This is a genomic window from Methylobacterium sp. (assembly GCF_028290105.1).
GTDB lineage: Bacteria > Pseudomonadota > Alphaproteobacteria > Rhizobiales > Beijerinckiaceae > Methylobacterium.
Genome location: NZ_JAQGKL010000203.1, coordinates 1 through 17,252 on the forward strand (window position 1 = coordinate 1; position 17,252 = coordinate 17,252).

The window sequence follows — 17,252 nt, forward strand, 5'->3', positions numbered from 1 at the left end:
GGTCCGTCGCGTGATGGCCTCGGGCGGCGGCGAGTAGGATCAGCATGTTCGAAGGCCTGTCGGAACGCCTCTCCGGTATCCTCGATACGCTCACGCGCCGCGGCGCGCTGACCGAAGAGGACGTCAACGCCGCCCTGCGCGAGGTGCGTCGCGCCCTGCTCGAGGCCGACGTCGCGCTCGAGGTCGTGCGCTCCTTCATCGACAAGACGCGCACCCGCGCGGTCGGGGCGAATGTCGTCAAGTCGGTGACGCCCGGCCAGATGGTCGTCAAGATCGTCCATGACCAGCTCGTCGAGATGCTGGGCTCGGATGCCGAGGTCATCGACCTCAATGCGCCGGCGCCCGTCGCCATCCTGATGGTCGGCCTGCAGGGCTCGGGCAAGACCACCACCACCGCCAAGATCGCCCGCCGGCTGGTGTCGCGCGACAAGCGCCGGGTGCTGCTGGCCTCCCTCGACACCCGCCGCCCGGCGGCGATGGAGCAACTCGCGATCCTCGCCAAGCAGGTCGAGGTCGAGTGCCTGCCCATCGTGGCGGGGCAGTCGGCGGTGCAGATCGCCCGGCGCGCCATGGACGCGGCGCGCCTCGGCGGCTTCGACGTGGTCATGCTCGACACGGCCGGCCGCATCACCCTCGACGAAGCGCTGATGGCGGAGGCGGCCGAGGTCAAGGCCGCCACCAACCCGCACGAGGTGCTCCTCGTGGCCGACGCGCTCACGGGTCAGGACGCGGTCAACACCGCCCGAGCCTTCGACGAGCGGCTCGGCGTCACCGGCATCGTGCTGACCCGGATGGACGGCGATTCGCGCGGTGGCGCGGCGCTCTCCATGCGCGCCGTGACCGGCAAGCCGATCAAGCTCGTGGGCACGGGCGAGAAGGTCGACGCGCTGGAGGAGTTCCATCCCTCGCGCGTCGCCAACCGCATCCTCGGCATGGGCGACATCGTCAGCCTCGTCGAGAAGGCGGCCGAGACCATCGACCACGAGCAGGCGCTCCGCACCGCGGAGAAGATGCGCAAGGGCAAGTTCGACCTCGACGACCTGTCGATGCAGCTCGCCCAGATGGAGAAGATGGGCGGCATCGGCGGCCTGATGGGCATGCTGCCGGGCATGGGCCAGATGAAGAAGCAGGTCGAGAGCGCGAACCTCGACGAGAACATGTTCAAGCGCCAGCGCGCCATCATCTCGTCGATGACCGCGCAGGAGCGAAAGAATCCCGACATCCTCAAGAATTCCCGCAAGAAGCGCATCGCTGCGGGCTCGGGGACGAAGGTGGAGGAGCTCAACAAGCTCCTCAAGATGCACCGGACCATGGCCGACATGATGAAGGCCATGGGCTCGGGCAAGCGCGGCATCGGGCAGGCCCTCGGCTCGATGTTCGGCATGGGCGCAGGCGGCGGCGGGATGAGCGGCATGCCCGGCCTGCCCCCCGGAATGGCGGAGCCGACGCCGGAGATGATCGCCGACATGCAGAAGCAACTCGGCGGCAAGCTCCCCCCGATGCCTCCGGGCCTCGGGGCCAAGATGCCAGGCCTGCCCGGTCTTGGAGGACCGAAGGGTCCGGGCGGCCTGCCCGGCCTCGGCGGCTTCCCGTTCGGGAAGAAGAAGTAACCCGGGGCGCCGGTGGGCAGCGACGAGCGAAGGGGACGACACAACCCGCCTCCGCTCATCACTGCCCATCGGTCGCCTCAGACGAAGCACCTACCCCCTCTCAGGAGAAACCATGTCCCTCAAGATCCGTCTCACCCGTGGTGGCGCCAAGAAGCGCCCGTACTACCGCATCGTCGTCGCCGACGCCCGCGCCCCCCGCGATGGCCGCTTCATCGACAAGGTCGGCGTCTACGATCCCATGAAGCCGAAGGATGATCCGGCCCGTATCGTTCTCGAGGCCGACAAGATCCAGGCCTGGCTCGCCAAGGGCGCCCAGCCCACCGATCGCGTGCTGCGCTTCCTCGATGCCGCCGGCCTCGCCAAGCGTCCGGCGCGCAACAACCCGCAGAAGGCCGAGCCGGGCGAGAAGGCCAAGGAGCGCGCCGCCAAGCGCGCCGAGAAGGCCGCCGCCCCGGCCGAAGACGCCGCGGCCTGAGGCTGAGGTCCGCGCATGGCTCGCCGTCCCGGAGGCAACACACCCCACGGTGACGGCGGCCGCCGTGCGCGGCCCGGCCGCATCGGCAGCGAGGCGGCCACCTCGGCCCACCGGCCGAAGCTGGACGTCGACATCGCCCTGCCCGAGACAGACCCGAGCCTCGTCCGGATGGGCGAGTTCGGACGGGCCCACGGCCTCAACGGTGAAGTCCGCCTGAAATCCTACACCGGCGATCCGCAGGCCATCGGAGCCTACGGGCCGTTGATCGGCGGCGACGGGCGCCGGGTCGAGCTGACCGACCTGCGCCGGGCCGGCGGGGCGTCTGCGGACCTGCTCGTCGTGCGCGTGAAGGGCGTGGCGGACCGGACCGGCGCCGAGGCGTTGAACCGCCTCGCCCTCTACCTGCCGCGCGAACGCCTCGGCATCGCTGCGGACGAGGACGAGTTCTTCACCGCCGATCTCGTTGGCCTGACCGTGATCGATACGGCAGGCGTCGTGCTCGGCACCGTCGCGGACGTGCCGAATTACGGCGGCGGCGATCTCCTGGAGATCAAGCCGGCGCTCGGCGGTGCCACCGCGCTCCTGCCCTTCACCAAGACCTTTGTGCCGACGCTGCAGATCGCCGAGGGACGGATCGTGGTCGATCCGCCGGAAGACCTTTTTGCGCCGGCCGGACCGCGCCCGCCCGACGAGCCGATCTGAGCGCAGGCGGCGCTCGAACGTTCATCCGCGCCAGCCGCACTCAGGTGGCCCCGATCGGGTGCCAACCTGCCTCATGCCCCGTCGCTTCGCTACCGCGCGGCGCCGACCGGGTCTGATTTCGCCCAGCGGCCTTTGCCTCGTAGAGCGCGGCGTCGGCGTGCCGGTACAGGTCGGACGGACCGGCGGAATCGCTGGCCCAAGGCCCGGTGCTCGCAAGCCCGATGCTCACCGTGATCGCCCCGGGACGGATGCCCGCTGGGACGACGGCCAGCTTTGCGACCTCCGCATGGACCTTGTCGGCGATGCGCCGTGCCCCGGCCTCGTCCGTCTCGGGGAGGAGCATCACGAACTCCTCGCCACCGACACGGCAGACGAGATCGTCCGGGCGGTGGACGCTCGCCGTCAGGCAGCGCGCCAGCCCGATCAGCACCGTGTCGCCGACCGAATGGCCGTGCCGGTCGTTGACGGCCTTGAAGTGATCGGCATCGATGACGAGCAGGGCGCGGGGACGTGCCGGATCGGACGGGCCATTCCAGGCACGGGCCATCTCCGCCTCGAAACGGCGTCGGTTCGGAAGGCCCGTGAGGGCGTCGGTCAGCGACAGGCGGGACAGTTCGACCTGCATCAGGGCACGCTGGCGCAATTCGCGTCCGAACAGGAGCGACAAGCTGATCGTGAGTCCGCACAGGGCCAGCACCGTCAACCCGATGACAAGCGCCTTCGTGCGCCATTCGGCTTCGATCTCGTGTGTGGCAAGCGCGACGTTGAGGATGAGAGGCAGCGTGCCGACGCCCGTGAAGGCGTAGAGGCGCCGGACACCGTCACGCACGGAATCCCCCACGAACAGGCCGCTTCCGTCGCGCCGGAATCGCTCGAACGTGGGGGCGCCGGCGATGTTCGCACCGATGTCCGCCTCGACGCTCGGGTGGCGCATCAGGCGCGTCCCGTCACTCAGGTAGAGGTTGATCGCGCCGCTCGTCCCAAGCGCGATATTCTCGAACAGCCGGCTGAAGTAGGACAGCTTCAGCGACGCGGACACGACACCGCCGAAGCTGCCATCCGGCTTGTCGATGCGCCGGCTGAGAACCACCACGGGAACGCCCAGGAGGCGGGAGACGATCGGCCGGCTGATGACGAGCCCGAGATCGGCGCGCTTCGCATGGGCCTGGAAGTAATCCCGGTCGGCGTTGTTGAGCGTGCGGGCAGGCATCGCGTTCGATTCGATGATCGTATCGCCGTGCTCGTCGACGACGAGCATCACGCCCATGTCCGTGGCGGTGGCGGCGCGATCGAACAGGACGAGTTGGCGCAGTTCCGGACTGATCTCGGCGATCCCCGGGGCCGACAGGTTGTCGATGACGGCGCGCAGGGAAAGATCGATGATCTCCATGTTGCGGGCGACATCGCGCTCGATCACCTGGAGCAGGTTGCGGGAGGTCTGGGTGGCCGTCGCCCAGGCGTCGTTGCGCAGGTCGAGCAGCATCAGCCCCGAGATCACGAGCATGCCGATGGGCGCCAGCACACCGAGGACGATCCAGGTGCGCGCCGAACGGAGCCATCGGTCGAGTCGAGGTGGCAGACGCATGGTGAGCCGTGCCGTCATTCGAGGACCCCACGGCATTCGTCACACGCCAATCCCTAAGCGACGCTTGCACGTCGAGGCGATATTGGTGCGACCCTCACAACCTAACGCATGCGCGCCGCGCCGCGCGTGGTCTCGTCCCGGCAAGGCCGAATCGAACCCGGCGCCGGCCGCGCGTCGGGTGCCGGCGCCTCGAAGGTCGCGAGGTAGCCAACCCCTCCGTCGAGGGTGGTGAAGCCGGTGGGGCGGTAGCCGGCGGCGGCGAGTTCGCAGGCGAGTAGCGCCGGCGGCGTGCCGTGGCGGGCCGGCACGTCGTCGGCATCGACGATGCCGACGCGTCCGCCGGGCTTCATCGCGGCGGCGAGGTTGTGGAGCAGGCCGAAGGGCTGGGCGATCTCGTGGTACATGTGGACCAGCACGGCGGCGTCGAGGGAGCCCCGCTGCAGACGGGGGTCGTGCGGCTCGCCCCGAACCACCGTGACGTTGGCGAGCCCCAGCTTCGCGATCCGGGTTTCGAGACCGGCAAGGTAGCGCGGCGTCACGTCCTCGGCAAAGACCCGGCCCTCCGGCCCGACACGCTCGGCGAGCCTCACGGTGTAGTAGCCGCTGCCGGCGCCGAGATCGGCGATGCTTTCGCCGGGGGACAACCGCATCAGCCGCGCGACCTGCCCGACCTCGTCCACCGAATCGCGCTGCTTCTCCGAGGCCCAGAGCGGCGCGACGATCTCGGCCACCGGCCGGTCGGGCTTCGGGAAGGCCTCGGCCGGCGCACCGGGCGGGGCGAGGGGCTCGGCCGCCGTGGCGGGCGCGAGCATCAGGATGCAGACGAGGGGCAGCCAGGAGCGGATCATGCCGGGACAACAGCCCGCCGGCCCATCGGTGCCACGTTGACCGCGCAGCGTGCGGCACGCCATCAAGCGCCATGACCACCGCGACGCCGCCGACCTGGAACGCCACCATCCTCACCCTCTACCCGGAGATGTTTCCGGGCCCGCTCGGGCTCTCGCTCTCGGGGGATGCCCTGGCGCGCGGCACCTGGGGGCTGGAGGCCCGCGATATCCGCGAGCATGGCCTCGGCCGCCATCGCGCGGTGGACGACACGCCGGCGGGCGGCGGCGCCGGCATGGTCCTGCGCTGCGATGTGCTGGGGGCCGCCATCGACGCCGCCTCGGGCCCTGACGATCCCCGCCCGCGCCTTCTCATGAGCCCGCGCGGACAACCCCTGACCCAGGCCCGCGTCCGGCGCTTGAGCGAGGGACCGGGAATCGTCGTCGTCTGCGGCCGTTTCGAGGGGGTGGACGAACGCGTCATCGCGGGCCGTGGTCTCGAGGAGGTATCGATCGGCGACTACATCCTGTCCGGCGGCGAGATCGCCGCACTGGTGCTCCTCGATGCCTGCATCCGCCTCCTGCCGGGCGTGATGGGCAAGGTCGCCTCCGGCGAGGAGGAGAGCTTCGAGACCGGCCAGCTCGAATATCCGCACTACACGCGGCCCCGCGACTGGGAGGGCCGGGCGATTCCCGACGTGCTCACCGGCGGCAATCACGGCGCCATCGCGGCGTGGCGCCGGGCGGAGGCCCTGCGCCTCACCCGCGAGCGCCGGCCGGATCTGCTGCGCAGGAACGAGGGCTGACCGCGCTTCGCGTGCGGATTGATCCGCTGCGGGGGCGCGGCTGCTTGCGTCTTGGCAATGGCGGGTTCATTGGCGTCTTCGGGATACTCCTCCCCGACGAGGAGCTCTCATCTGTAAGGATGACGTCACGTGACCAACCGACCCGCCACGCGCCCCCGCGTGCCGTATTTTTCGTCCGGCCCCTGCACCAAGCGCCCGGGCTGGAGCCTGCAGGCCCTGGAGGGAGCGGCGCTGGGCCGCTCGCACCGTTCGGCCATCGGCAAGGCCAAGCTCAAGGAAGCCATCGACCTCACCCGCAGCGTGCTGCAGGTGCCGGCCGATTACCGGATTGGCATCGTGCCGGCCTCCGATACCGGCGCGGTCGAGATGGCGATGTGGTCGATGCTCGGCCCGAAGACCGTCGAGGTCGTGGCCTGGGAGGCGTTCGGCCTGGAATGGGTCACCGACGCCCTGAAGGAACTCAAGATTTCGCCGCGCATCCATGTGGGCGAATACGGCGTGCTGCCCGACCTCTCGGCGGTCGACACGCAGCACAACGACGTGATCTTCACCTGGAACGGGACGGCGGCGGGCGTGCGCGTGCCGAACGCCGACTGGATCGCGGCAGACCGCGAGGGCGTCACCCTCTGCGACGCCACCTCGGCCGCCTTCGCGATGCCGCTGGATTGGGAGAAGCTCGATGTCGTCACCTTCTCCTGGCAGAAGGTGATGGGCGGCGAGGCCGCGCACGGCATGATCGTGCTCTCGCCCCGCGCCGTGGCGCGCATCGAGGGCAACGTCCCGGCCTGGCCCGTGCCGAAGGTCTTCCGCATGGCCAAGGACGGCAAGCTCATCGAGGGTATCTTCAAGGGCGACACCATCAACACGCCCTCGATGCTCGCGGTGGAGGACTACCTCGACACGCTGAAATGGGCGCAGGGCATCGGCGGCCTGCCCGCGTTGCATGCGCGCGCCGACGTCAACGCGAAGGTGATCCACGACTGGGTGGCACGCACCCCCTGGATCGGGCACCTGGCTGCCGATGACGGCACCTACAGCAACACCGGCGTCTGCCTCGTGATCACCGATCCGGACGTGCTCGCCCGGGGTGACGCCGCCGTGGGCGCGGTCGCCAAGGGCATTGCGGACAACCTCGACGCCGAGGGCATCGCCTACGATATCGGCGCCTATCGCGACGCGCCCGCCGGCCTGCGCATCTGGTGCGGCGGCACGGTGGAGCGCGCCGATCTCGAGGCCCTGACTCCGTGGCTCGACTGGGCCTTCGCCACCGAGAAGGCCAAGCTCGCCAGGGCGGCCTGAGGCGTCGGTCTTGAACTCAAGGTTGCCGCTCACGATTCCTAACCCCAAGCCGAAGCGCGCAGAGATCGGCGTTGAGAAACGCGAACTCGACGCGCTCCGGGTGCGCCGGCCCGATGCGATCGGCGTTCAGTTACTGGACACGGGGTGGAGACGGGCGCAGATGGCGAAATTCCCCAGGATGCACCGGGTACGGGCAGCACGGTTCTGACAGGCTTGCCACGAAGCGGTTGCCCGGTGATCCTGAAGACACGATTCAGGAGTTGTACGATGCTTCGTCACGCCGTCATTCGCTGCTCCTGGGACCCGGATGCCGGCGTCTGGTTCGTGCAGGAAACCGACATCCCAGGCCTCGTCACGGAGGCGCCGACCCTCGACGTCTTACGCGCGAAGCTGCCCGGCATGGTTCGCGATCTCATTGACGAGGATAGCGAAATCGAGCTCGACCTCATCGCCTATGCGCACGATCGGGTGCGGGTCGAGGCTGCCTGAGATCCAAGACACTCGGACCGCCGCAGGATAAATCAAGAAACGGTGTCAAAACTTGAAATATGTTCCTACGATCGTGAACATCTCAGGATTGTTTGGAGTGCAGGTTAGCGCGTGACGGACTTTACTCCAGACCTGAAGAAGCTGTTGCGGAAAAGTGGGTACGTATTCTGGCGCAGCGGTCGAGGCGATCACGAGATCTGGCGTCACGATGAGACCGGACGAAAGGTGGTCGTCGACAATGCCATCAAGTCACGCCACACAGCCAACGGCGTCCTAAAGCAGGCTGGCCTCGCCAAGGCGTTCTGACGTAAACGCGGGGACGCGGAGGCCTTCCGGCCTCGAAGCCCCCACGAGCATCCGGACGCGCGGCATGAAGATCGACGGCAAGCCCTACCGCACCATCTTCCCCGCCGAGGACGGGGCCTCCGTGGCGGTGATCGACCAGACGCGGCTGCCTTTCGCCTTCGAGCTGAAGACGCTCGTCACCCTCGACGACGCGGCGGTGGCGATCCGAACCATGGTGGTGCGCGGTGCGCCGCTGATCGGCGTCACGGCGGCCTATGGGCTGGCGCTCGGGCTGCGCGACGACGCATCCGAGGCCGGCCTCGACCGGGCGGTGGCGACGCTCGCCGCCACGCGACCCACCGCGATCAACCTGCGCTGGGCCCTCGACCGGGTCGCGGCCAAGCTCCGCACGGTGCCGGAGGCGGAACGCGCCGGCTTCGCCTACGCGGAGGCCGGCCGCATCGCCGAGGAGGACGTGGAAAGCTGCCACGCCATCGGCGTCCACGGGGCTCGGATCCTGAGCGACCTGCACCGCAAGACGGGGCGGACCGTCAACGTCCTGACCCATTGCAACGCCGGCTGGCTCGCAACGGTGGATTGGGGCACGGCGCTCGCGCCGATCTACGTGGCCCACGATGCCGGGATGCCCGTCCACGTCTACGTGGACGAGACCCGCCCGCGGAACCAGGGCGCGGCGCTCACCGCCTTCGAGCTCAACGCGCACGGCGTGCCCCACACGGTGATCGCCGACAATGCCGGCGGGCACCTGATGCAGCACGGGGCCATCGACGTCTGCATCGTCGGCTCCGACCGCACGACGGCCTCCGGTGACGTCTGCAACAAGATCGGCACCTACCTGAAGGCGCTGGCGGCCACCGACAACCGCGTGCCGTTCTACGCCGCCCTGCCCTTCTCGACGATCGATTGGACCCTGAACGACGGCGTCGCCGAGATCCCGATCGAGGAGCGTGACGGCCGCGAGGTCACCCACCTGACCGGACGCCTCGCCGATGGGGGCTTTGCCACGATCGAGGTCGTCTCGCCCGGCAGCCCGGTCGCCAACCCCGCCTTCGACGTGACGCCGGCCCGCCTCGTCACCGGCATCATCACCGAGCGCGGTGTGGCATCCGCCGATGCCGAGGGGCTGCTGTCGCTCTATCCGGAGCGTCGCAGGGCGGCTTGAAACCTTACGCCTCGGGCGCCCACTGCCAGAACACCGAACCGGTGAACGTGAAGACCGTCTGGCCGCGCTGGTTGACGCCGGTGTTCTGGTGGGTGGCGAGCCCCCAGCCGGGGCGCGAGGCGGTGGCGCGCTTGTCCGTCAGCGTGCAGGTGTAGCGGATGGTGTCGCCGGCATAGACCGGCACCAGCCAGCGCATGTCGCGAAAGCCCGGCGAGGGGCCGAGCTGCGGCACGGGACCGGATTTCGCCGTGTGAGCGATGTCGCGTTCCCGCGTGATGTGCAGGCGCTTCATCCAGGCGGCGGCGGTGTGCCAGCCCGAGGCGCACAGGGCACCGAAATGCGTCTCGCGGGCGGCTTCCGGATCGAGGTGGAAGGCCTGCGGATCGTACGCCCGTGCGAAGGCGACGATGGCGTCCGGCGTGAAGCGATGCCGGCCGAGATCGCGCGTGGTGCCGAGCGGCGCCGATTCGAGGAAGTGCAGCGGCTCGGAATCTTCGGCCTCGACGAGGGGTTCGTCATCGGCCGGCGCCACCACGCGCGGTGGCAGCGGAGTCGTCCCGCGCCGGGCGAACATCACCGTGAAGGCTTGCGTCATCACCGTCTTGCCGGCGCCGTTCAGCACCGTCATGGCGAAGGTGACGAACCCGCGATCCGGCTTGGTGTTGGAGGCCCGGCAGGTCTCCACCTTGACCGAGATGCTCAAGGTATCGCCAGGCAGGACCGGCCGCAGCCAGCGCAATTCCTGGATTCCGGGGGACCCCATCGAGGTCGCACCCCGGAAGACGTGCTTCTGCGCGAGGCGCATGCCGAAGCCGGCCGTCTGCCAACCGGAGCCGATCAGCTGCCCGACGAAGGTCGCCTTGGCCGCCTCGGCGTCGAGGTGAAACGGCTGCGGGTCGAACTCCGCCGCAAAAGCGACGATCTCGGCCTCCGTCACCGTCAGCGGCCCGCCCTCGATCATCGAACCGGGAGTGAAATCCTCGAAGGCGATGCCGGTCATGCGGGTCCTTTCCGCCGGAGATGTTTCTCGCAGAGACAAAGCGAGACCGGTGCCGTAGGTCTCGGCACCGGTAGGATCGTCTAGGTGGCGCGGCGCGGCTCAGTTGGCGAAGCGGAAGTGGAGCACGTCGCCGTCCTGAACCACGTATTCCTTGCCCTCGAGGCGGAACTTTCCGGCCTCCTTGGCGCCGCTCTCGCCCTTCAGCGTCGTGTAGTCGTTGAAGGCGATGGTCTCGGCCCGGATGAAGCCCTTCTCGAAATCCGTGTGGATCACGCCAGCGGCGGCGGGGGCCCGGGTGCCCTTCTCGATGGTCCAGGCGCGCGCTTCCTTGGGGCCCACCGTGAAGTAGGTGATGAGGCCGAGGAGTTCGTAGCCGGCGCGGATCACCCGGTTCAGGCCCGGCTCGACGAGGCCGACGGCTTCGAGGAAATCGCCCTGGTCGGCCGGCGGCATCACGGCGATCTCGCTCTCGATCTTGGCGGATACGACCACGGCCTTGGCGCCCTCGGCCTTGGACTGCGCCATCACCGCGTCCGAATAGGCGTTGCCCTTGTCGGCATCCCCCTCGTCGACGTTGCAGACGTAGAGGACGGGCTTCGCCGTCATCAGGCCCAGGCTCTGGAACAGCTTCTCCTCGTCGGCCTTGCGCTGCACGAGGCGCGCCGGCTTGCCCTCGCGTAGCAACGGCAGGGCGCGGTTCACGAGATCGAGGGCCTCCTTGGCCTCCTTGTCGGCGCCCTTGGCCTTCTTCTCCAAGGCGATGACGCGCTTTTCCAGGCTGTCGAGGTCGGCGAGCATCAGCTCGGTCTCGATGGTCTCGATATCGGCGGCCGGGTCGACCTTGCCCTCGACATGGGTCACGTCGCCATCGGTGAAGCAGCGCACCACGTGCGCGATGGCATCGACCTCACGGATGTTGGCGAGGAACTGATTGCCGAGGCCCTCGCCCTTCGAGGCGCCGCGCACGAGGCCGGCGATGTCGACGAAGGTCAGCCGGGTCGGGATGATTTCCTTCGACGCGGCGATCTTCGCCAGATCGTCGAGGCGCGGGTCCGGCACCGCCACCTCGCCGACGTTCGGCTCGATGGTGCAGAACGGATAGTTCGCCGCCTGCGCGGCCGCCGTCTGCGTCAGCGCGTTGAAGAGGGTCGACTTACCGACGTTCGGCAGGCCGACGATGCCGCATTTGAAGCCCATGGGTCACCTGTCTGTTCGCGAGGCCGCTGTTGAGGTCAGCGCGCGTGAAATCCGATGTCACCGCCGCGGTCAATCGCGGGCGTTGACCTGCTTGACGTCGTCCCAGCCCCGCCCCGCCATGGCGAGATGCACCTTGTTCTGGAAGCTCGCATCCTCGCCCGCCGCCAGCAGCGGCGCGTGATCGGCGATCCCCCGGCAGAGATCGTCGACCCAGGCCTCCTCGCCCTTGCCGAAGTCGTTGAGGACGTAGGCGTGGACCAGGGCCTTGTCGCCCGGATGGCCGATGCCGAGGCGCACCCGCCTGTAATCGTTTCCGCATTGCGCCGTGATCGAACGCAATCCGTTATGGCCCGCATTGCCGCCACCGGTTTTGACGCGGAGCTTGGCCGGCGCGAGATCGAGTTCGTCGTGCAGCACGATCACGTCGGCCAGGGCGATCTTGTAGAAGCGCTGCGCCTCCTGCACGGCGCGGCCGGATTCGTTCATGAATGTCAGCGGCTTCAGGAGGATGGCCCGCTCGGGCCCGAGCGTGACCTCGGCGATCTCACCCTGGAACTTGCGCCGCCACGGCCCGGCGCGGTGCACGCGCGCGATCTCGTCCAGCGCGAGGAAGCCGATGTTGTGCCGGTTCTTCGCGTAGCGGGGGCCGGGATTGCCGAGTCCGACGATCAGGCGCATGGCGCGAATCGATCCTGACAGAAACCTTCATGGGCGATGCGAAGGCATCCCCCGAAACGGAGATGCCCCGGCCTGATGGCCGGGGCATCTGCCTGGATGGCGTGAAACCGGGCTCTCGCCCTGGCCTCAATCTTCCTTCTTCTCGTCTTCGGCGGCCTCGTCCTCGGCCTTTTCTTCCTCGGCCTTCTCCTCGGCGGCCTCGGCGGACTGCGCCTCGGCGATCGCGGCCTCCTCGGCCTCGACCTCGGCGCCGAGCACGGTCGGCGGCACGATGTTGGCGACCGTGGCGTCCGGCTCACCCGTGAAGGTGGCGTTGGCGGGCAGCTTCACATCCGTGATGTGGATGGCATCGCCGATCTGGCGTCCGGTGAGGTCGATCTCGATGGCGTCCGGGATCGCGTCGGGCGCGACTTCGAGGGCCAGCGTGTGGGACACGATGTTGAGGGTGCCGCCGTTCTGCTTGATGCCGGGGGCCGCGTCCTCGTTCACGAAGTGCACGGGCACCTCGACGACGATCGACTGGCCGGCGACGACGCGCAGGAAGTCGACGTGGATCGGAACGCCGGTCACCGGATCGAGGTGGAAGTCGCGCGGGATCGCGCGGGTCTTCTTGCCGCCGGCATTGATCTCGAACAGGGTGGTCTTGAAACCACCGGCGTAGATCAGCGTCCGCGTGCGGATGAGGTCGATGGCGATGGATTGCGGGGCCTGACCGCCTCCGTAGATGACGGCGGGAACTTGACCCTGGCGACGAACGGCCCGGGCGGCCCCCTTGCCGACCCGGTCGCGTGCCACGGCCTCAAGCGTCTTGACTGCGCTCATGGCGTGATCCTTTTGAAGATGAAAACCCGGGGAAACGCGAAAGGCCGCCCAAAACGGACGGCCATGCCCCGATCCCCGAAGCGCCCGTGCCTCCAAGGGTGTCTGGCGGGCGCTGGTGCCGCACATACGCGGATGTGTCCGCGCCCGCAAGTGTCGGCGGCCACAAGTGTCCGCGCTCCACCGGGCGTACAAAGGAAACAGATCTCACCGCGCGTTGCGCGCCACCTTCCACGAGAGGGCATATCCCTCGCACCGCCACGGAGAGGGATGCCTACCGCATTAGGGAATTCGCAACCGTCGCTGCCGGTCTCCCGCGTTGCGCGAGAAAATCGACCAAGACGCCGACGTTTCGTTCACCCTGGCGATCCTAACCTGACATCCTTTGGGACGGGTGAGATCGATGACGCGGCCGATCGTGTGGGCGTTCGGGGTGACGACGGCGGCGGCGATCTGGGCCATCGGCCTCGCGGAGCGTTTCGATCGCTCGACGCCCGCGGCGGCGGCCGTGACCAAGCTTTCGGCCGACAATCTGGCGCCGCGTCCGCCGATGCAGCCCAACACCGAGACCCTGTATGCCAATCCCCAAGGCCACTTCGCCACCGACGCGGTGATCGACGGGCGGCGGTTGCGCATGCTGGTCGACACAGGCGCCACGAACTGCGCCTTCACCTACGAGGACGCGGAGCGGGCCGGCCTGCGTGTGAACGAAAGCGATTTCCGGATTCCGGTCCAGACGGCCAACGGCACCGTCATGGTCGCCCGCATCCGGGTTCCGTCGATGCGGGTGGGCAACATCGTGGTCGAGGGAGTCGACGGCATGGTGATGCCGCGCGGGCGGTTGTCGACGAGCCTGCTCGGCATGTCGTTCCTGAAGCGGCTCTCGGAGTTCAACATGAACGGCGGGCGGCTCACGCTGCGGGGATGAACTCCGGACGGCCTGCCGTATCCGCCGGATGGTGCCTCAGGCCCTGTCAGCGTTCACCGCCTTCAGGCGATACAGAGCCTCCAGCGCCTCGCGCGGCGTCAGCGAATCCGGGTCGACGGCATCGAGTGCGAGGCGCAGTTCGTCGTCTATCGCCTCGGCTACGGGCTCGGGCATCGGCGGTGGGCTGAGATTGGCAAAGAGCGGCAGATCGTCGATGCGCGGCTTCGAGGGCCGGTCGCGCTCGGCTTTTTCCAGGTGTTTGAGAATCGCGCCCGCACGCACGATCACGCCGGCCGGCAGACCCGCGAGACGCGCCACCTGCAGGCCGTAGGAGCGCTCGGCGACTCCAGGCACCACCTCGTGCAGGAACACCACCTCGCCCTTGTGCTCGGCCACCCGCAGGGTCGCGTTGTCGAGGTGCGACAGCCGTTGCCCGAGGGCCGTCAACTCATGGAAATGGGTGGCGAACAGGGCGCGGCATCCGTTCTGCTCGTGCAGGTGTTCGAGGCAGGCCCAGGCGATGGAGAGGCCGTCGAAGGTTGCGGTGCCACGCCCGATCTCGTCGAGGATGACCAGCGAGCGACGCGATGCCTGATTCAGGATCGCGGCGGTCTCGACCATCTCGACCATGAAGGTGGATTGGCCTCGCGCGAGGTCGTCGGCGGCGCCGACCCGGGAGAACAGGCGATCGACCAGACCGAGCCGGACGCGGGTGGCGGGCACGAAGGCGCCGACCTGCGCCAGCACGGCGATCAGCGCGTTCTGGCGCAGGAAGGTCGACTTGCCGCCCATGTTCGGGCCGGTGACGAGGCGGATGCGCCCGCGCCCGTCGCCGGAGAGGTCGCAATCGTTGGCGATGAAGGGCTCGCCCGAGTGCCGGAGTGCGGCCTCGACCACGGGATGGCGTCCGCCCTCGACGACGAAGGCATAGCTCTCGTCCACCACCGGCCGGCGCCAATCGCGCTCGACGGCGAGCTCCGCGTGCGAGGCGGCGACATCGAGGCCGGCCAATGCCTCCGCGACCTCGGCGATCGCCGCGGCTTGCGCCAGGATGCGGCCTGCGAGGGCATCGAACACCGCGCTCTCCAGCGCGAGCGCACGGTCGGACGCACCGGAGATCCGGCTCTCCAGCTGGCCCAGTTCGACGCTGGTGAAGCGCATCGCGTCGACCATGGTCTGGCGATGGATGAAGGTCTCGCGCAACACGCCCTTGAGGCAGGCCTCGCCTACCCCCTGCGGCACCTCGATGTAGTAGCCGAGCATGTTGTTGTGCTTGATCCGCAGGGTGCGACAGCCGGTCTCCTCGGCGTAGCGCGCCTGCAGGGCGGCGACGACCTTGCGGGAATCCTGGCCGAGCACGCGGCATTCGTCGATCTCGGCGTCGTAGCCGGCTCGAACGAAACCGCCGTCCTGCCGCTTCAGCGGAAGATCGTCGGCGAGTGCCGCGCGCAGCTCGGCCACGAGGTCCGCGTCCACCGCCGCAAGGCGCGTCGCGAGGCGCGTCAGGTCCTCGGGTAGGCCGGTGAGCTCGGCGCAGCGCGCCGCGAGGTCCTGCGCCGCGTCGAGCCCGTCGCGCAGGGCCGCCAGATCGCGCGGTCCGCCCCGCCCGAGCGCGAGCCGCGAGAGCGCACGCGCGAGGTCCGGCGCGCGGGCGAGGTTCTCGCGCATGGCCGCGCGGGCCGGGGCGTTCTCGGCGAGGAACTCGACGGCCGCGTGGCGGCGCCGGATCGCGTCGACGTCGGTGAGCGGTCCGGCGAGATGTTCGGCCAGGAGCCGCGCCCCGCTCGCCGAGACCGTGCGGTCGATGGCATCGAGCAGACTGCCCTTGCGCTCTCCCGACAGCGTGCGGGTGAGTTCGAGGTTGGCGCGGGTCGAGGCATCGATCGCGAGGGTCGACCCGGTGCTCTCCCGCGTCGGGGGCGAAAGCGTCGGCCGGGCGCCGATCTGCGTGCGCTCGATGTAGAGGAGGGCCGCGCCGGCCGCCGCGAGTTCGGCGCGCCCGAACTGGCCGAACCCCTCGAGGGTCGAGACGCCGAACTGCGCCTTGAGGCGCCGCTCCGCCGAGGACGGCTCGAGTTCGGCCTGGGGCAGCGGGGTCACGGGTGCGGAGACCTCGCGCCAGAGACGGGCCAGGGTGGGATCGGCATGGATCGCCTCTGACATCACGATCTCGCGGGGCTCGTGGCGGGCGATGGCCGAGGCGAGCTCCCCCGCCGGCACTTCGCTCAGGGAGAAGCGGCCCGTGGAGATGTCGAGCGCGGCGAGGCCGTACACGGACGAGGTCTCACCGGCCTTCCGCCGGCCGATGGCCAGCAGCACGTTGGCGCGGGCGGGATCGAGAAGGCGGTCTTCCGTGATGGTGCCGGGGGTGACGAGGCGGACGACCTCGCGCCGGACCACGGATTTCGGCCCGCGCTTCTTGGCTTCCGCCGGGTCCTCGGTCTGGGCGCAGACGGCGACGCGGTGGCCGAGCGCGATCAAGCGGCTGAGGTAGTCGTCCGCGCGCTCCACGGGTACGCCACACATCGGAATGTCGGCGCCGCCATGCTTGCCGCGCTTGGTCAGGACGATGCCGAGGGCGCGGGACGCGATCTCCGCATCCTCGAAGAACAGTTCGTAGAAATCGCCCATCCGGTAGAACAGCAGGCAATCGGTGTTGGCGGCCTTGATCTCGATGTACTGCGCCATCATCGGCGTCGCGCCGGCGGTCTCGAGGATCGCGGCGCTCGTCGTGTAATCGGACGGGGCGGCGCCGGTCTTGGCGAGCGATCGAGCGGGGCGCTGTGACATGCCGCGAGCATAACAGAGCGGGCGGGCGGGCATCAGCGCCGCGCCACGCTGGCCTGGGGAGAAGGGTGGAGAAGCACTCCATTCGCGCAAAAGAAAAGGCCGGCACGCCCTGCGTACCGACCCTCTCCGTCAGGTCGACCTGTGGTCCGGTCGATCGATTTTAGTAGCGCGGGCCGCCCGAGGTGGTGCCCTTGCGCTGCATGTAGCCCGGCTGCGACGGGTTGCGCGAGTTCGGATCGCCCATCATCCGGGACTGCGGCATGCGGTGCATGCGGCGGTGATGATGGTGGCGCATGCCATGGTGACGACGATAGGCCACCTGATCGACAGCCAGATCGCCGGCGAGGGCGACGGCCGGAGCCGGCATCACCGGGGCGGCCGACGCGGACGTCAGGCCGAAGGCGCCGAGCAGGGTGCTCGCCGCGAGTGCAATCGCGAGTTTGTTCATGGGGTTCATCTTCCGTGGCGCGCTTGTCGCGCTTCGAGCCAACAAGTCGGCCGCAGGGAATCCGTTCCCACGTCACAGTGCCGAGAAGGGGGAATATCTCCGCTCGCCCGGCAGGATTGGAAAATCGTCGTAAA

At 69.0% G+C, this 17,252-nt stretch carries 17 protein-coding genes; 9 read left to right on the forward strand and 8 right to left on the reverse strand.

What is annotated here, in order from left to right; all coding sequences use genetic code 11:
- Positions 1-44: 44 nt before the first annotated feature.
- The 3 genes from ffh to rimM all read left to right on the forward strand — a co-directional run bounded on the left by ffh (position 45) and on the right by rimM (position 2,787).
- Positions 45-1,610, forward strand: coding sequence for a signal recognition particle protein (ffh, locus tag JWQ05_RS14545; RefSeq protein ID WP_299659571.1), 1,566 nt, complete (start codon positions 45-47; stop codon positions 1,608-1,610).
- Positions 1,611-1,722: 112 nt separating this feature from the next.
- Positions 1,723-2,085 (forward strand): 30S ribosomal protein S16, encoded by a 363-nt coding sequence (gene rpsP / locus JWQ05_RS14550; protein ID WP_108034162.1) that lies wholly within the window; start codon positions 1,723-1,725, stop codon positions 2,083-2,085.
- A 15-nt stretch (positions 2,086-2,100) separates the two neighbouring features.
- Positions 2,101-2,787 carry a ribosome maturation factor RimM gene (gene rimM / locus JWQ05_RS14555; protein WP_299659580.1) on the forward strand — a complete coding sequence of 229 codons (687 nt, stop codon included), beginning with the start codon at positions 2,101-2,103 and terminating at the stop codon, positions 2,785-2,787.
- A 40-nt stretch (positions 2,788-2,827) separates the two neighbouring features.
- Here rimM and JWQ05_RS14560 read toward each other — a convergent pair whose 3' ends face one another.
- On the reverse strand, positions 2,828-4,372 hold the full coding sequence (locus JWQ05_RS14560; protein WP_299659582.1) for a sensor domain-containing diguanylate cyclase: 1,545 nt from the start codon (positions 4,370-4,372) through the stop codon (positions 2,828-2,830).
- A gap of 101 nt (positions 4,373-4,473) precedes the next feature.
- On the reverse strand, positions 4,474-5,220 hold the full coding sequence (locus JWQ05_RS14565) for a methyltransferase domain-containing protein (protein WP_299659585.1): 747 nt from the start codon (positions 5,218-5,220) through the stop codon (positions 4,474-4,476).
- 71 nt (positions 5,221-5,291) lie between these two features.
- Between JWQ05_RS14565 and trmD the strand changes: the two genes are divergently transcribed.
- The 5 genes from trmD to mtnA all read left to right on the forward strand — a co-directional run bounded on the left by trmD (position 5,292) and on the right by mtnA (position 9,258).
- Positions 5,292-6,002 (forward strand): tRNA (guanosine(37)-N1)-methyltransferase TrmD, encoded by a 711-nt coding sequence (gene trmD / locus JWQ05_RS14570; protein ID WP_299659588.1) that lies wholly within the window; start codon positions 5,292-5,294, stop codon positions 6,000-6,002.
- Positions 6,003-6,131: 129 nt separating this feature from the next.
- Positions 6,132-7,301, forward strand: coding sequence for a phosphoserine transaminase (locus tag JWQ05_RS14575; protein WP_299659592.1), 1,170 nt, complete (start codon positions 6,132-6,134; stop codon positions 7,299-7,301).
- 267 nt (positions 7,302-7,568) lie between these two features.
- On the forward strand, positions 7,569-7,790 hold the full coding sequence (locus tag JWQ05_RS14580) for a DUF1902 domain-containing protein (RefSeq protein ID WP_299659595.1): 222 nt from the start codon (positions 7,569-7,571) through the stop codon (positions 7,788-7,790).
- 111 nt (positions 7,791-7,901) lie between these two features.
- The gene (locus JWQ05_RS14585) at positions 7,902-8,096 is read left to right on the forward strand and encodes a type II toxin-antitoxin system HicA family toxin (protein WP_299659598.1); all 195 of its coding nucleotides are present in this window, start codon (positions 7,902-7,904) and stop codon (positions 8,094-8,096) included.
- Positions 8,097-8,160: 64 nt separating this feature from the next.
- Positions 8,161-9,258, forward strand: a complete 1,098-nt coding sequence (mtnA, locus tag JWQ05_RS14590; protein WP_299659600.1) for an S-methyl-5-thioribose-1-phosphate isomerase — start codon at positions 8,161-8,163, stop codon at positions 9,256-9,258.
- A 4-nt stretch (positions 9,259-9,262) separates the two neighbouring features.
- Here the strand turns inward: mtnA and JWQ05_RS14595 are convergent, their stop codons facing one another.
- From JWQ05_RS14595 to JWQ05_RS14610, 4 genes are all read right to left on the reverse strand, one after another.
- Positions 9,263-10,258 carry a MaoC family dehydratase gene (locus JWQ05_RS14595; protein ID WP_299659602.1) on the reverse strand — a complete coding sequence of 332 codons (996 nt, stop codon included), beginning with the start codon at positions 10,256-10,258 and terminating at the stop codon, positions 9,263-9,265.
- Positions 10,259-10,357: 99 nt separating this feature from the next.
- Positions 10,358-11,455 carry a redox-regulated ATPase YchF gene (gene ychF, locus JWQ05_RS14600; protein WP_299659605.1) on the reverse strand — a complete coding sequence of 366 codons (1,098 nt, stop codon included), beginning with the start codon at positions 11,453-11,455 and terminating at the stop codon, positions 10,358-10,360.
- Positions 11,456-11,524: 69 nt separating this feature from the next.
- Positions 11,525-12,133: an aminoacyl-tRNA hydrolase gene (gene pth / locus JWQ05_RS14605; RefSeq protein ID WP_299659607.1), complete on the reverse strand. Its 609-nt coding sequence runs from the start codon at positions 12,131-12,133 to the stop codon at positions 11,525-11,527.
- A 126-nt stretch (positions 12,134-12,259) separates the two neighbouring features.
- The gene (locus tag JWQ05_RS14610) at positions 12,260-12,955 is read right to left on the reverse strand and encodes a 50S ribosomal protein L25/general stress protein Ctc (protein ID WP_299659609.1); all 696 of its coding nucleotides are present in this window, start codon (positions 12,953-12,955) and stop codon (positions 12,260-12,262) included.
- A 400-nt stretch (positions 12,956-13,355) separates the two neighbouring features.
- Between JWQ05_RS14610 and JWQ05_RS14615 the strand changes: the two genes are divergently transcribed.
- On the forward strand, positions 13,356-13,880 hold the full coding sequence (locus tag JWQ05_RS14615; protein ID WP_299659611.1) for a TIGR02281 family clan AA aspartic protease: 525 nt from the start codon (positions 13,356-13,358) through the stop codon (positions 13,878-13,880).
- A 36-nt stretch (positions 13,881-13,916) separates the two neighbouring features.
- On the opposite strand, the gene mutS is transcribed toward JWQ05_RS14615, so the two are convergent.
- Positions 13,917-16,571, reverse strand: coding sequence for a DNA mismatch repair protein MutS (gene mutS / locus JWQ05_RS14620; RefSeq protein WP_299659694.1), 2,655 nt, complete (start codon positions 16,569-16,571; stop codon positions 13,917-13,919).
- A 259-nt stretch (positions 16,572-16,830) separates the two neighbouring features.
- A complete protein-coding gene (locus tag JWQ05_RS14625; protein ID WP_299659613.1) occupies positions 16,831-17,118 on the reverse strand; it encodes a hypothetical protein in 288 nt (95 codons plus the stop codon).
- Positions 17,119-17,252: the final 134 nt, after the last annotated feature.